Annotated in this window: 13 protein-coding genes and 2 tRNA genes; 11 read left to right on the forward strand and 4 right to left on the reverse strand. The window is 42.5% G+C overall.

The features are described from left to right. The first annotated feature begins 46 nt into the window (after window positions 1-46). Together A37S_RS0102315 and A37S_RS0102320 are read left to right on the forward strand one after the other, a co-directional pair. The gene (locus tag A37S_RS0102315; RefSeq protein ID WP_028295606.1) at window positions 47-925 is read left to right on the forward strand and encodes an aldose 1-epimerase family protein; all 879 of its coding nucleotides are present in this window, start codon (window positions 47-49) and stop codon (window positions 923-925) included. A 14-nt stretch (window positions 926-939) separates the two neighbouring features. Further along, a complete protein-coding gene (locus A37S_RS0102320; RefSeq protein ID WP_051292657.1) occupies window positions 940-1,827 on the forward strand; it encodes a phosphodiester glycosidase family protein in 888 nt (295 codons plus the stop codon). Here the strand turns inward: A37S_RS0102320 and A37S_RS0102325 are convergent. Then, window positions 1,824-2,669 carry a cold-shock protein gene (locus tag A37S_RS0102325; protein WP_028295608.1) on the reverse strand — a complete coding sequence of 282 codons (846 nt, stop codon included), beginning with the start codon at window positions 2,667-2,669 and terminating at the stop codon, window positions 1,824-1,826. The two genes, A37S_RS0102320 and A37S_RS0102325, sit on opposite strands and share 4 nt — an antisense overlap. A 294-nt stretch (window positions 2,670-2,963) precedes the next feature. Between A37S_RS0102325 and A37S_RS0102330 the strand changes: the two genes are divergently transcribed. The 8 genes from A37S_RS0102330 (at window position 2,964) to A37S_RS0102365 (ending at window position 10,178) form a co-directional block, all read left to right on the forward strand. Next, window positions 2,964-4,403 carry a DUF3943 domain-containing protein gene (locus A37S_RS0102330; protein ID WP_051292658.1) on the forward strand — a complete coding sequence of 480 codons (1,440 nt, stop codon included), beginning with the start codon at window positions 2,964-2,966 and terminating at the stop codon, window positions 4,401-4,403. 83 nt (window positions 4,404-4,486) lie between these two features. Next, complete coding sequence (locus tag A37S_RS0102335; protein WP_028295610.1) at window positions 4,487-5,350, forward strand: SMP-30/gluconolactonase/LRE family protein; 864 nt, start codon at window positions 4,487-4,489, stop codon at window positions 5,348-5,350. 53 nt (window positions 5,351-5,403) lie between these two features. Continuing rightward, a complete protein-coding gene (locus A37S_RS23275) occupies window positions 5,404-5,928 on the forward strand; it encodes a C40 family peptidase (RefSeq protein ID WP_051292659.1) in 525 nt (174 codons plus the stop codon). Window positions 5,929-6,111: 183 nt separating this feature from the next. Beyond that, window positions 6,112-7,893 (forward strand): aminopeptidase P family protein, encoded by a 1,782-nt coding sequence (locus A37S_RS0102345; RefSeq protein ID WP_028295611.1) that lies wholly within the window; start codon window positions 6,112-6,114, stop codon window positions 7,891-7,893. A 23-nt stretch (window positions 7,894-7,916) separates the two neighbouring features. Beyond that, window positions 7,917-8,720: a nucleoside triphosphate pyrophosphohydrolase gene (mazG, locus tag A37S_RS0102350; RefSeq protein WP_028295612.1), complete on the forward strand. Its 804-nt coding sequence runs from the start codon at window positions 7,917-7,919 to the stop codon at window positions 8,718-8,720. A gap of 35 nt (window positions 8,721-8,755) precedes the next feature. Next, on the forward strand, window positions 8,756-9,337 hold the full coding sequence (locus A37S_RS0102355; protein ID WP_028295613.1) for a Crp/Fnr family transcriptional regulator: 582 nt from the start codon (window positions 8,756-8,758) through the stop codon (window positions 9,335-9,337). A gap of 158 nt (window positions 9,338-9,495) precedes the next feature. After that, window positions 9,496-9,918 carry a VOC family protein gene (locus tag A37S_RS0102360; RefSeq protein ID WP_028295614.1) on the forward strand — a complete coding sequence of 141 codons (423 nt, stop codon included), beginning with the start codon at window positions 9,496-9,498 and terminating at the stop codon, window positions 9,916-9,918. Window positions 9,919-10,104: 186 nt separating this feature from the next. Then, window positions 10,105-10,178 (forward strand) — tRNA-Arg (locus A37S_RS0102365). 256 nt (window positions 10,179-10,434) lie between these two features. Here A37S_RS0102365 and A37S_RS26970 read toward each other — a convergent pair. The 3 genes from A37S_RS26970 to A37S_RS0102380 all read right to left on the reverse strand — a co-directional run bounded on the left by A37S_RS26970 (window position 10,435) and on the right by A37S_RS0102380 (window position 11,532). Next, window positions 10,435-10,572 (reverse strand): hypothetical protein, encoded by a 138-nt coding sequence (locus A37S_RS26970; protein WP_157278329.1) that lies wholly within the window; start codon window positions 10,570-10,572, stop codon window positions 10,435-10,437. Window positions 10,573-10,603: 31 nt separating this feature from the next. After that, the gene (locus A37S_RS26975) at window positions 10,604-11,014 is read right to left on the reverse strand and encodes a hypothetical protein (RefSeq protein ID WP_157278332.1); all 411 of its coding nucleotides are present in this window, start codon (window positions 11,012-11,014) and stop codon (window positions 10,604-10,606) included. Window positions 11,015-11,456: 442 nt separating this feature from the next. Beyond that, window positions 11,457-11,532, reverse strand: a tRNA-Lys gene (locus tag A37S_RS0102380). 216 nt (window positions 11,533-11,748) lie between these two features. Between A37S_RS0102380 and A37S_RS0102385 the strand changes: the two genes are divergently transcribed. Next, window positions 11,749-14,082 (forward strand): transglycosylase domain-containing protein, encoded by a 2,334-nt coding sequence (locus A37S_RS0102385; RefSeq protein ID WP_028295616.1) that lies wholly within the window; start codon window positions 11,749-11,751, stop codon window positions 14,080-14,082. The last annotated feature ends 10 nt before the right edge of the window (window positions 14,083-14,092 follow it).

Below are 14,092 nucleotides of genomic sequence, written 5' to 3' on the forward strand. Positions count from 1 at the left end.
GTTTTTTTTCGTACGTTTGAAGAACATACGGCTACATATCCAATTCATGATCGAACTACAAAACGATTCTCTACATATCAAGATTGCCAAAAAAGGGGCAGAAATCATTTCCTTGTACGATAAGCGCGATGGTATTGAGCATATATGGCAGGCCGACCCCACTGTATGGCCTTGGCACGCACCAAATTTATTTCCCATAGTCGGCGGCTGCAAGGATAATAGAATCTTGATAGACGGGCAATATTTTCCGCTTACCAGGCACGGCTTTGCTAGGCATAGCACGTTCAACATTTTGGAAGCTTCTCCCCTACATGCGGTATTTTCGTTCTTGTATAACGACGAAAGTCTACAAGTTTTTCCTTATAAATTTGAATATCAGATCATATACGATTTGGAGGAAAGTCAGTTACGCATTACCTACAAAGTAATCAATCTTGACGACAATGCTATCTATTTTTCCATTGGCGCGCATCCCGCATTTGCTATTCCGTTCTTCCAACATGAACAATACAGCGATTACTATCTCACATTTGAATACGAAGAGGTTTTGTCTTCGCAACTGCTGGACAGCGATGGTCTTGTCACTGGCCAGACAAGGGATATCCTTATCGAGCAGGGAAATTTACATCTATCGCCCACATTATTTGAAAATGACGCCTTGGTATTCATGAACCTACGCTCCAAACGAATAGACATCAAGAGTGAGAAGCACCAAAAGAGTATTTCGATATATTTTCCATCATTCAAAGAGCTGGGGATATGGGCCAAGCCATATGCACACTTTATCTGTGTAGAACCTTGGCTGGGACATGCAGACCATGCCAGTGAAAATCCTACCGCCTTTCAGGAAAAACCAGGCATACAGTCACTTCGCCACGGGCATACCTTTGAAGCCGATTTCGTTATAGCCATCAATCTACAATAAGACACGACATCCCTATGCATACTTTCTACAAGTTGAAACACCGTCTGCTAACATTGGCTGTATCGATAGCCATTATTAACTGCGCAAACAACATAGCGCATGCCCAAAACGCCAATGACTCGCTGCTTATAGCCACTACCGCATGGAAAAGCAAACCGATAAAAGAAGGAGTAGTATGGAAACAGGCACATTATACCCAGTTGTTTGACAGCGAGCAAGAAATCAACTTGGTAGAAGTAGATCTTAAAGACAAAAAATTGGGCTTAGCGCTGGAGGGTTTTTCAGATTCCTTGGCATTGACAAGCGCCATAGCACAAGCTGCCGATGCCACAGTCGCTATCAATGGCGGCTTCTTCGACATGACTAATGGTGGCGGAACTACCTTACTGAAAAAAGACGGCCAGCTTGTAAACAGCACTACCCTACTTTCCAAAAACGGAGAACGAACAGCGCGCTCGAATGGAGCACTCATGCTGAAAGGAAGGAAAACTTCCATCATCTGGCAAAATGATCTGGATAACCTTACATGGGATCTCAAATTAAAGGGAAAGAACATTATGGTCTGTGGCCCCATGTTGTTGAGTCAAACGCAAATAAACCCCCTTACCCAAGATGCTTTCAACGACAATAGACATCCCCGATCGGCGGTTGCCATTACCAAGGATCAGAAACTTTTACTCATAACGATAGATGGCAGAAATGCCAAGGCCCAGGGAATGAACCTCCATGAATTAGCTTATTTCCTGTATATATACGGTGCAAAAGAGGCACTCAATCTGGATGGGGGTGGTTCTACGGCCTTATATATAAAAGGTGAAGGTGTGGTCAATTATCCTTCGGATAATAAATTGTTTGACCATCTTGGCGAACGAAAAGTCGCCAATTGCATCTTAGTCTATTAAGTCAGGGACAAGCGTTCTTTCCACAATTGCTGTTCCTGTTCTTCCAAGAACGCGATATATGGCAACAAAAGATGTTTATCTGCCGCCTGCTTCTCGTCTATGTTTTCCAGATACGCGGGAATGAAACCAGCGCAGAAAGATGGCCCGCAAGAATAATGCTTGATACGCTCCAACTCATTCAAGCCTATCTCGGTAGCATGGCTATTCAGCACATCCTCAGGTATCTCATAATCGGCCCCTTTTTCAAAGCCGAGAAAATGAAACAACTTTCTTTTCCATACCACAAACAGCTTGTCTGAATCCACATTTTGACCAAAATGACCAAAAATGTCGTTCAATACTACCTTGCCCTTTTCCATTCCCAACAATGTGGGAATAAACATTTCAAGATGCCTCGCATACGCAAGGAAGCTCTCAGCGGACAACTCTTTCTCATAAAACCGTACAAGCACCTGAAAGAAATCATCAAAGGATAAAGAAGCATGAAGCTGCCCCAAACTCAAAAAAAACAGGCTATGCCTATTGGGAGGCCTGGAAAAAGACGGATAAATACCATGTTCACCAGGAGGAAAGGAAAAGTAGACTGAATCTTCTTGTTCCGTCAGTGCCTTATTTACCGCAACCCAAGAAGTGAAATCATGTACCAGACTACAATTGGCCGCTAGGTCCCTGTCCTTATTCCCATCTTTCTTTTTGGTTCCCACAACGACATCGCCCGTTTTAAGCATACCAACCGGACGGGAAAAACCACGTATATGCAAAAATAACGTTTGCTTGTTCGGCAAAACCAAAAGACCAAATCCTTTTGCATTATCGAACCATTTAATTGCACCTACAAACATGGAGAGTATTGTAATTTATTGAATATTGTAGTAAAATTTAATACCATAAATCGAAGAGAAGCTATACCTGTAAAACCTATAAACTATATTTCGCTCTAAATTAATACTTTATTATTTATTCCTAAAATGTTTTTGTTTTTTTATGTAAACCAAGCGCCTGAAAAAGGCCTTTTACAACGAATGTCTATTGATAAGTAAAAACAGAACTGACATAGAAGTGACCACACAAATGCCTAAAGTGAGGGATGTTTTTTACTTTCGTGTTAGTTTTGTGTTATACAATTTAAATTACATATGGCTAGAAAAGACTTCATGCAAGATCTCTTGGTACCATGCCTCTTCTTATTTTTTTTCAGTTTACTTGCAGGTGAAACGCTAGCTCAAGGCACAATATATTTTAGGACACAAGACTCTGTCATCACGAAGAATAAGGTATGGACTACGCCCGACACTTTATGGAAAGTAAAAAAAAACTTCCCGAGAGCTGCTACCGAATGGTTTTTAATACAGGCAGCACCCGCTTCCTTTAATTATTTTGTGAGAAAAGATCCCTACTCCCATATTACCGTTAAAAACTTCATTCAACACCTGAACCCAACTTATTGGGACTGGGATGACAATGAGTTTATGACCAACCAAATTGCGCACCCCTATCACGGGCATCTATATTTTAACGCCTTTCGTAGCAACGGCTACTCATATACGCAATCATCCCTTGCCACTTTGGCGGGAAGTTTTATTTGGGAAACTGCTGGCGAAACACAGTCACCTTCCATCAATGACCTGGTCAACACGAGCTTCGGTGGCGTTGTATTGGGAGAAATGACGCACCGCGTGGCTAACAATATTTTGAGCAGACCTAGCTACGGTATTGGCAGGCAAGTCAATGAGGCACTAGCATTCCTAGTCAATCCCATGAACGGACTGAACCGCCTACTCGATGGTAAATGGGGAAAATATAGAGGTGGTGGTATTCGCGATTCCTCATTTATAAGTGGCGAATTTGATTTTGGCTTAAGGCGCTTTGATTCTAGATCGGACGATGTATTGTCAAAGGGTAAAAATGGCGGCTATGGCCGCCTGCGCTTTATCTATACAGCTGGAGACAACGACATCAAAAAGCCTTTTGATGAATTTTACGTCAACATTGAACTGGGGAGAGACGACAGTTCCCTTATCAACACGTTAAACGTATACGGTTTGTTATATGGGCGCGAGATATGGAAAAAAAAACCAGGTAGACACATAGGAACTTTATCTGCCAACTATGATTTCTACCGAAATGAGGCATTTTTTTATGGTGCGCAAAGCATTAATTTCAACATGGCATCTACTTTTTCCCTAGGGAGAAAGAGTAGCGTGTCTACATTGATTGGCGGTGGCCCTGTATTGTTAGCGGCGGTACCAGATCCTTACCTGCTCTTTGGGGCCAGCAGAAATTACAATTATGGATCTGGAATCAATTTACGTTACGGGGGTGAGTTAAATCTGTTTGATCGGCTTAAGATAAGCTCTCAATACAACGGCGGCTTTTTCTTCACACTTAGCGGCAACCATTCGAATTATTTCATACATGCCGTATCTTCTGAGGCAAGTTTTAAATTCTACAAAAACCTTTCCCTAAACCTCAACTCGGGGTACTTCACCCTTCAGGGCAATTTCAGAGATTATGAAGACATTGACAAAACCTATCCTTTCATACGCATGTCCTTAGGCTACGCAGTCACTTTCTGACACAAAAACAAATTCCCTGCCCACGTGTTTAAAATAGTACCTAAAGACGCTAACATTTTGATAACCATATATAGAACAAAATTATGTCTCCATTTTTCCGAATTGTACACATCACTTCGCTCCTGCTTATTGGCAGTACACTTTTTGCCCAAGAGCAGGGAAAAGAATATCTTTCACTTATCTGGAAGACGGACAGTATATTGCCAATTCCAGAGAGCATATTGCTGGATAAGCCGAGCAGTGTGCTATATGTATCACTTATAGGCAAAGGTGATCGCTCTGCCCTCGACGGTAATGGCAGCATTGGCAAATTGAAAACAGACGGAACCGTACTAGATCTCCATTGGGCAACGGGGTTGAATTCTCCTAAGGGCATAGACACTCATGCGGACAAACTTTTTGTCGCCGACTTAAAGGAACTTGTTGTCATAGACTTAAAAAATGGAAAAACGATAAACAAATTTTCCGTACCAGAAGCTGGTATGCTAAATGATGTGACCTCCGCGTCCAACGGTTCCATATATGTTTCGGATTCCAATGGAGGCAGCATTTACAAGTTCCAAGACAGCTCCTATGTCAAGCTTTTAGACAACTTGAAAAATCCCAACGGCTTGTTGGTTGACAATGACACGCTCTATTACCTCGATAGTGGCAGCCTATACGCCTACGATTTGGAAGGAAAAAGTGCAAGGCTTATAGCCGAAGGCATGCTAACAAGTACAGACGGATTGCAAAAAACCAAGGAAGGTGATTTTCTGATTAGTTGCTGGATTGGTTCACTGTACTTTGTGAAAAAAGACGGAAAGGTTATCCAGCTACAAGATAGCAGAGACGAAAAGAAGAACACCGCAGACATTACCTTTGACAGTACTGAAAACATATTGTACGTACCCACTTTCCTTAAGAAGAGCATAGAAGCATACCGTTTTGACAACGGTTCGAAATGAGATCTTGACTAATAACAGACAATATAGAAGAACATCTACCGTTAGTATCTTTGATGATCAGGAAAATAGTCTTTGTCAAACACCCCGCTAAAATTCTAAAAGCTGCTGTATTTTCGCTTTTTTTTACCGTCATAGTCACCTTTACTTTTGCCACAAACAGAGAATCAGCGCATGTTTCTTATTCTCCCTATCCAGAGATCATAAAATATGCCAAGCAATGGTTAGGTGTAAAATATAAATATGGCGCGGCTCATCCAAATCAAGGTTTCGACTGTTCGGGATTTGTACACTACGTATATAAGCAATTCAACATTTCAATACCCAGAAGTTCAGCAGCAATAGGAAAAGTGGGAAAAACCATCCGATTGGAAGATGCAGAGGCTGGAGACATTATACTTTTTACAGGCACCAACCCTCGTAATAGACAAATTGGACATGTCGGAATCGTCGTCTCCAATGATGGAATCCATACCAAATTTATACACGCCAGCTCGGGCAAAGCCATGGCAGTAACGGAAACCCCACTTGAAGGTAGCTACAAAAAACGCTTCATCAAGGTTATCAGAGTTGCCTCCTGATTGTATTTTTTCAGAAAAAATTTTCCTCTAATCCCTTAGGATATTCCCACTGTCTGTGAAACGCCCATCTCCGGGTGAATTGTTCATTTCACAAAAACACCGCAAAACAACAATAACGACAAAAACGGAAGTCTGTTTGGTCGGAAATGCTTAAATTGCAAGCCACATTATTACAATTCACATATGAACGGATATTTAAAGCGATTGACGGCCTTAAGGGAGATTATGCGGGATCAAAAAATTGATGCCTATATCATTCCCGCTGCCGATCCCCATATCAGCGAATACCTACCAGCCCATTATCAATGCATTGCTTACGTATCTGGATTTACAGGTTCCGCCGGAACGCTGGTTGTTACCCAGGCATTTGCGGGGCTATGGACTGACTCCCGGTATTTCGTACAGGCAAAGGAACAATTAAAAGAATCTGGATTCGAACTAGTTAAACTGAAAGTACAAAAGGCTCCCGAATACATAGGGTGGCTTTCCGAAACACTGGATCAGGGAAGCACGGTCGCTTTTGATGGCAAATTGATTGCAGTAACTACTGCTAAGGAAATAATCAATTTCTTGCAGCCGCGCAAGATGATCATAAATGCCCGCGTAGACCTCCTAAAACAGATTTGGTCGGACCGCCCTTCCCTTCCACGGGCAGAAGCTTACCTTATACCTCCTTCCATTACTGGAGAAAACACAAAAAGTAAGCTCGACCGTGTACGACAATACATAGTTCGGCACGATGCCACCGCTCACCTTATCTCTTCTCTTGACGATATTGCGTGGCTATACAACATTCGTGGTGCTGATGTGAAATGCAATCCCGTAGTATTGAGTTTTTCGTATATCACCGTTGAAAAGGCCTATCTGTTTATCGACAAAAACAAGTTGCATCTAGAAGCCATAGAATCATTGGAAACAGATGGCGTTGAATTAAAGCCCTATGAAGATATCTTTGACTTTATCAGGTTACTCAATTCCGACGAAACGATTTTCGTTGATCCTGTAAAAACATGCTATACATTATATACGATGATCCCCCAATATGATCGTATCATTAAAGGCACTAACCCCACTACGCAGTTCAAGGCCATAAAGAACGAGGTAGAAACTGCCCATACGCGCCAGACCATGGTTAAAGACGGCGTAGCTCTTACAAAGTTTTTCATGTGGTTTGAAGAGCAGCTCAACGGAGGCTTACTTGACGAGCTTTCGATCGTGGATCAGCTGTTCGACTTCCGGAGCCAGCAGGAAAGTTTCGTGAATGACAGTTTTGACACTATTGCCGCATATGGCCCGCATGCGGCGCTGCCACATTACAAGCCCACAGCAGACAGTAATTCCAACATTGGCACTTCAGGGCTTTTCCTGTTGGACTCAGGCGGGCAATACAAAACGGGCACCACGGACATCACTCGTGTAGTACCTTGTGGGCCTACAAATGCCGAAGAAACGAAAGACTATACGTTGGTACTAAAGAGCTTGATAGAGGGCAGTACGATCCTATTTCCCGAAAGCAGCAGGGGCTATCAAATAGACGCCATTACCCGCAAGGCCCTTTGGGACCATTTGTATAATTACGGTCATGGAACAGGACACGGTGTGGGTTTCTTTCTCAATGTACACGAAGGCCCACAAGTATTTAACCCTTCCAACAATGATACCATCATCGAAGAAAATATGATTACCTCTATCGAACCTGGTCTATACAGAGAAGGACGGCACGGAATTCGAATCGAAAACCTGGTGTTGAGCAAAGATGCAGGTACCAGTGAATTTGGAAATTTTATGGGCTTTGAAACTTTGAGTCTATGTTATATCGACACTAGTTTGATTGAAAAAGAGCTTCTTGAGCAAAAACATCTATCGTGGCTTAATGAGTACCATCAGCAGGTGTACGATGCACTTTCACCGTACCTCAATGAAAAAGAAAGGCAATGGCTCAAGGAGAAGACCAAAAACATTTAAAGAACAACAGAAAACAAAACCAAATGCCACATCCTATTCCACCAGCAAAAAACACCCCAGCAAGTGCTTTCGACCGCCTATTGGAAGTGCTAAACACTCTCAGGGAGGAATGTCCGTGGGACAAGAAACAAACCATGTTGTCCTTGAGGCACCTTACAATTGAAGAGACCTATGAACTTGCCGACGCAATATTGGAAAATGACCTCAACGAAGTAAAAAAAGAGTTGGGCGATATCATGATGCACCTTGTATTTTATGCGCGTATCGCATCGGAAACCAACGCTTTCACCATTACAGACGTATTAAATGGCGTTTGCGACAAACTCATTAGCAGACATCCCCATATTTATGGCGATGTTTCGGTAGCAAATGAGGAAGACGTAAAACGCAATTGGGAACAACTGAAACTGAAGGAGGGCAACAAGTCTGTGTTAGCGGGCGTACCGGAATCCTTACCTGCATTGGTAAAAGCATATCGTATCCAAGACAAGGTAAGGGGTGTTGGTTTTGACTGGCAGGAGGCTGCCGAAGTGTGGGGCAAAGTAGAAGAAGAGATGCAAGAGTTCAAACAGGAGTTTGACGTATCGCAAGAAAAAGCCATAGACAGCGAAAAGGCAGAGGCCGAATTTGGCGACCTGCTCTTCTCCTTGGTAAACTATGCCCGCAAAATAGGAATCAATCCCGAGACAGCATTGGAGCGAACGAACAAAAAGTTCCGAAAACGCTTCACGTACCTGGAAGAACAGGCCAAAGCAGATGGAAAGGAACTAAAGGATATGACCTTATCCGAGATGGATAGCTATTGGAATCAGGCCAAGAACCTATAAGGTGATCTATAAATGGATTAACAAATATTTATGCTATGAGCCACCAATTGTTGCATGAAGTATACCGATACCCAAGCCTTTCGCAGTCGGACTTGGAAAAGATCATGGCCCAGCATAAACGAATATCTTTTCCAAAACATAAACACCTGCTCAAAGCAGGCCAAATGGCAAATGCCTATTATATCATTGAATCTGGATTGGTGCGCTCTTATTTATATGATTTTAACGACAATGAAATCACCACCGATTTCATCCTGGAAGGCGAAATAGCAAACGAGGTTGCCTCCCTATTTCAACGCATCCCTACGAAGATATATATGCAGGCTCTGACGGATGTAACGGCTTGGAAAATCGATTTCGACATCTTTCAGGAACTTTTCCTCTCCATACCCGCTCTCACAGAGTGGGGCCGCGCCTGGATGACCACCCAGCTAGTGCTATGCAAGAAAAGAGCCACAGAGATGATCACGGATTCGGCAGCACAGCGCTATGCCCAGTTGATGAAGGAAAAACCACAAATAATACAGCTTGCCCCTCTCAAACATGTTGCTTCCTATCTGGGAGTGACCGACACCTCCCTAAGCCGGATCCGAAAAGAATTTGCCCTCTCCAGATAAAACTTATCTTAAGGCAAGTTTTTCTTTCATTGGTACTCCTATTTTTGGCTTCTAGACTACATGATTAAAAAAACCTTGATCGGTATATTTCTATCAGGGCGAATCGTTAGGCGATAAAAAAAATTAATATATAAATAAACCTATAAATTGTAATTTCAATGGCAACATTAAATCCCTATTTGAACTTCGACGGCAAGGCCGAAGAGGCATTCACTTTTTATCAATCTATATTCGGCGGTGAGCTATTCATCCAGAAAATGGGCGATGCACCTGGTATGGAACAATTGCCCGAAGAAGAAAAGAATTATGTGATGCACGTTTCATTGCCTGTAGGAGATAATTTACTTATGGCATCAGATTGCCTAAAATCGCAAGGGCATGAACTTCGTATAGGCAATAACTGCTACATTTCACTCGCGCCAGATAGCCGCCAGGAGGCCGACAGAATATTTGCTGCCCTAACGGAAGGAGGCACCGTAGAGATGCCTTTGGCCGATATGTTCTGGGGCGACTATTTTGGCTCGTTAAAAGACAAATTTGGCATACAGTGGATGATCAATTACAATGACAAAACTCCATAAGAACAGCAAATCATATTGCCCGTCGACAGAGCACACCCAAAAAAAGGAAGAACTCTGAGAGACAGGACAAACCACTTGGAGCATGGCAGATTTCTGCCGTGCCTCTCTTCTCCTCACACCTAGGTTTTCAAATATTTTTTGCCATTATGTATTTAAATACTATTTTTGCTTCGCTTTATAAAAGCCGCCTCGGTAGCTCAGCTGGATAGAGCAACGGTTTTCTAAACCGTGGGTCACAGGTTCGAATCCTGTCCGGGGTACAAAACTATTTACCGTAAGTTGAACGTATGTTCGTCTTGCGGTTTTTTATTTTAAGAAAACTTCACCAGCACTCGTATTAGGCAAAGAACAGAAAATGAGGACATAGTTTGGGGCATACCATTGCATACTTTGCGATGCAGTCAATTCGGCATACGTATATTCAAAATGTCTGCTGAACCAGCCGAAACGAAGCCTATTTATATATTTAATAGTCCTCATAATAATTGTTCAGGATGGCCATGAGTTTGTTCAAATTCAAGCTTTCATGGCCGATCCGTCACCGTATTTCACTATGTGAAAGAAAAGCTTAAAATAGATAGCATAATAAGCTAAAGTACCTGAGTAGCCTCGCCATACGCAAACCTTCACGTTGTTTTCATTGGTTGTTTCCATAATTTTGATCTATTAATTGATAAAATTAAATTCAATCAACTTTCTTGAACCTGCGCCAGTAGCTGGATTCATCACCTATCCCATATGCCAATACAAGATAATGCCCATCAAAGCTAAACACAGCTGGCATGGCATTATCATATCCAATTGGGCGGCAATCAAAATCTGTGGTCAAACTACCATTGGCACGTTGCTCATATGTACCCGTGCATGGCGGGTCTGCCTCATAAGATATAATGGCTCCGTCTGACGTCAATTCCAAGATAAAGGCTTCATCTTTGGAAACCTGTTTCCAGTCGTTGTTCATTTCCTCGGTGTAATACAAATCCGTGGTAACTGTTTGGTGAAGTACCCATTTTCCATGTAACGTTGTTTTTTGGTCGTCATTCTTGTCACAAGCACTAAATGCAAGGGAAAGGAGCATCAGGGACATAACTCTCATATTCAAAAAATTGGTTATAATGGCAAACGTGTATATATCTGAAAATGTTACATTAATCCAAAAATCACACCCGACATAATGAGAATCGGATCTGCTTTTTCGACAATAAATAAACGGATCTTTGGTCAGTTGCTTTTTGACAACATAATGGTTGTCAATAAACTTTCTCTCGATTTTGTGATGGACACAAATTTTCACATTGTAGGTGCTATCCGCTTTCTTGTGATGTTCAAATACCTTAGCGCTAACGGTTGCCATAATTTTCAATCACCACACAAAAATTTCCGTTACCTATTTGTTACGGTTTTGCGTGAAGTTCAACAAAAAACTATGTAAATCACACCGATTCAGGGTATCCAATTTGGCAAGCGCAGATGTTCCCAATCTGTCCTTAGAAACGAAAAAAAGCCGTTTTTCCGTGCGAAAAAACGACTTTTTGATGTGGTGACCCCGGAGAGGCTCGAACTCTCGACCCACTGATTAAGAGTCAGTTGCTCTACCAACTGAGCTACGGAGTCAATTGCTTTTTTAATTAAGCGAGGCAAAGATAGGTTTTTCTTGATTTAAAATGAAAGTATTTTTCCAGTTTGACTCCTAGATCACCCCATATACCTGAATGACAGAATCATTAAATCACAAAAAAGCTTATCAACACGTTTAATCCATGACCGTTCTTATGATTTTTTAACAACTAAATTGAGCAAAATAACGATTCAATAACGCATATTTGTCCCATGTTTAAAAGGATAAAAAACCAGTTTATACGCTATACCGTCATCATTATTTATTTCGTCATCATCTTTATATGTGCTATAGAACTCAATTTCCTTTGGCTTTTCGGATATACTCCAAGTAATAAAGATATCGAAATGCCCACACTTCATGTCGCTTCCGAACTCTACACGGCAGACGGAAAGCTTATTGGGCGATATTTTAAAGAAAACCGCTCACCTGTTGCTTATGACAGCATATCACCTAATATCATCAACGCCTTGGTTGCAACCGAAGATATCCGTTTTTTTTCACATAAGGGTGTCGATTTCAGGGCCATCGTATCGGGCCTGGTTTCCTCTGCCCAAGGAGACAAGCGCGGCGGCAGCACCATAACTCAACAGCTGGCAAAAAATCTATACAAAACACGCTATACGCAATCCGGCGGTCCGCTTAACAAAGTACCGGGGTTAAGAATGATCGTTATTAAGATAAAAGAGTGGATTACGGCCTTCAAGCTGGAAAGAAAATACAGCAAACAGGAAATCTTGACTATGTACCTCAATACAGTCACCTTTGGCAACAACACATACGGTATAAAAACAGCCGCAAGACGGTATTTCGACAGCTCCACATTGGATATCAATGCACCGCAGGCCGCATTGCTTATAGGCATGCTGAAAGGTACAACGCTATACAATCCCGTTAGAAATCCAGAACGGGCCCTCGAGAGAAGAAACGTGGTGCTATATCAAATGGAACGAGCAAAATTTATAACAGATGAACAATACAAGCAATACAAAAGTCAAGAGCTCAATCTGAGCATTGGTTTAGTGAGCGAATCTGGCAAAGAAGATTCCTACCTACGAGGCGCGGTAGAAAGGCTCATTGAGAAATGGTGTGAAGACAATGGGTATGATCTATATGAAGACGGGCTGAAAATCTATACCACCATAGACTCCAGAATGCAGGCACATGCGGAAAAAACGGCCTATGAACAAATGGAAGTACTGCAAAAAAGGCTCAACAATGCCTGGGGTAGCGAGCTGCCTTGGCGCGACTCGCAGGGCAACGTTATCCCAAATTTCTTGGAAAACCTGGCTAAGAAAACTTCCATCTATACCTTTCTGAAAACTAAATATGGCGAGCGTGAGGACAGTATAAAACATTACCTAGAGCAACCTAAGCCCATGCAGGTTTTCACCTGGGATGGCATGAAGGATGTAGAATACAGCACCATGGACTCACTAGCCCATTACGCCAAGTTTCTAAATGTAGGAATGATGGCCATGGATCCTTACTCTGCGGAGATCAAGGTATGGGTAGGCGGCATTAATCACAACTACTACAAATATGATCATGTCAATCAAGCCAAACGACAAGCAGGCTCCACATTTAAACCCTTCGCTTATCTCACGGCACTGCAGCAAGGAATGTCTCCCTGTGACAAGTTTGTAGACAGAGCCGTAACCATAAAATATACGGAAAAGGGAGAAGAAAAAATTTGGGAACCAAAAAATGCCGATTGGAATTTCAGCGGCATGGACATGTCATTACGTTGGGCCATGGGAAGATCCATTAACTCGGTCACTGCCCAAATAACGGAAAAAGTGGGTTGGGACAACGTGGTAAAGACAGCCCATGAATGTGGCATCACAAGTCATTTAGAATCCGTTCCCTCCGTCAGTTTGGGTTCTAATGATGTCACTGTGTACGAAATGGTAAATGCATATAGCACCTTTCTGAACAAGGGCAGGCACAGCGAACCTATCTTGGTAAAAGAAATCACGGACCACGATGGCAAGTCCCTCGCGACATTTGACGCAAAATCCAAGCAAGTAATGAGTGAAGAAGTCGCATGGCTGATGACCTATATGCTTCGTGGCACCATGGAAGAACCGGGAGGAACATCGCAAGCCTTATGGGAATGGGATTTATGGAAAAATGGAAATCAAATAGGTGGTAAGACTGGCACGTCTTCCGATTACGTGGATGGCTGGTATATTGGTATAACCAAAGACTTAGTAACTGGCGTTTGGGTGGGCAACGATGAACGGAGTATCCATTTCAGAAGTTCTGCAACCGGCGAAGGAGCCCACACCGCGCTCCCCATTTTTGGGAAATTCATGGAAACATTGTACCATGACCCGACAAGTGGCTATCAATATGGCCCACTCCCGGCCCCTACTGTCCCCATCACCCGCAAATACGATTGCCCAAGTCCAAGAATCATCGTGAGAGACACGGTAGAAACAGATACCATAATACCTCTCCGTCCCACCGTTGCCCCTATACATGATGATGATGAATTGGACAGGATAATGAATGAACTTCAAAAGAAACAACAAAGCCAATGATGTGCAATCT

This window comes from Olivibacter sitiensis DSM 17696 (genome assembly GCF_000427965.1).
Taxonomy (GTDB): domain Bacteria; phylum Bacteroidota; class Bacteroidia; order Sphingobacteriales; family Sphingobacteriaceae; genus Olivibacter; species Olivibacter sitiensis.

Bases quoted from the DNA above. Each gene is read 5' to 3' on its own strand.
- A37S_RS26970 (WP_157278329.1), bottom strand. From the start codon at position 10,572: ATGGAAACAACCAATGAAAACAACGTGAAGGTTTGCGTATGGCGAGGC.
- A37S_RS0102330 (WP_051292658.1), top strand. From the start codon at position 2,964: ATGGCTAGAAAAGACTTCATGCAAGATCTCTTGGTACCATGCCTCTTC.
- A37S_RS0102385 (WP_028295616.1), top strand. From the start codon at position 11,749: ATGTTTAAAAGGATAAAAAACCAGTTTATACGCTATACCGTCATCATT.
- A37S_RS0102345 (WP_028295611.1), top strand. From the start codon at position 6,112: ATGAACGGATATTTAAAGCGATTGACGGCCTTAAGGGAGATTATGCGG.
- A37S_RS0102325 (WP_028295608.1), bottom strand. From the start codon at position 2,669: ATGTTTGTAGGTGCAATTAAATGGTTCGATAATGCAAAAGGATTTGGT.
- A37S_RS0102315 (WP_028295606.1), top strand. From the start codon at position 47: ATGATCGAACTACAAAACGATTCTCTACATATCAAGATTGCCAAAAAA.
- A37S_RS26975 (WP_157278332.1), bottom strand. From the start codon at position 11,014: ATGAGAGTTATGTCCCTGATGCTCCTTTCCCTTGCATTTAGTGCTTGT.
- A37S_RS0102355 (WP_028295613.1), top strand. From the start codon at position 8,756: ATGAGCCACCAATTGTTGCATGAAGTATACCGATACCCAAGCCTTTCG.
- A37S_RS23275 (WP_051292659.1), top strand. From the start codon at position 5,404: ATGATCAGGAAAATAGTCTTTGTCAAACACCCCGCTAAAATTCTAAAA.
- A37S_RS0102320 (WP_051292657.1), top strand. From the start codon at position 940: ATGCATACTTTCTACAAGTTGAAACACCGTCTGCTAACATTGGCTGTA.
- A37S_RS0102360 (WP_028295614.1), top strand. From the start codon at position 9,496: ATGGCAACATTAAATCCCTATTTGAACTTCGACGGCAAGGCCGAAGAG.
- mazG (WP_028295612.1), top strand. From the start codon at position 7,917: ATGCCACATCCTATTCCACCAGCAAAAAACACCCCAGCAAGTGCTTTC.
- A37S_RS0102335 (WP_028295610.1), top strand. From the start codon at position 4,487: ATGTCTCCATTTTTCCGAATTGTACACATCACTTCGCTCCTGCTTATT.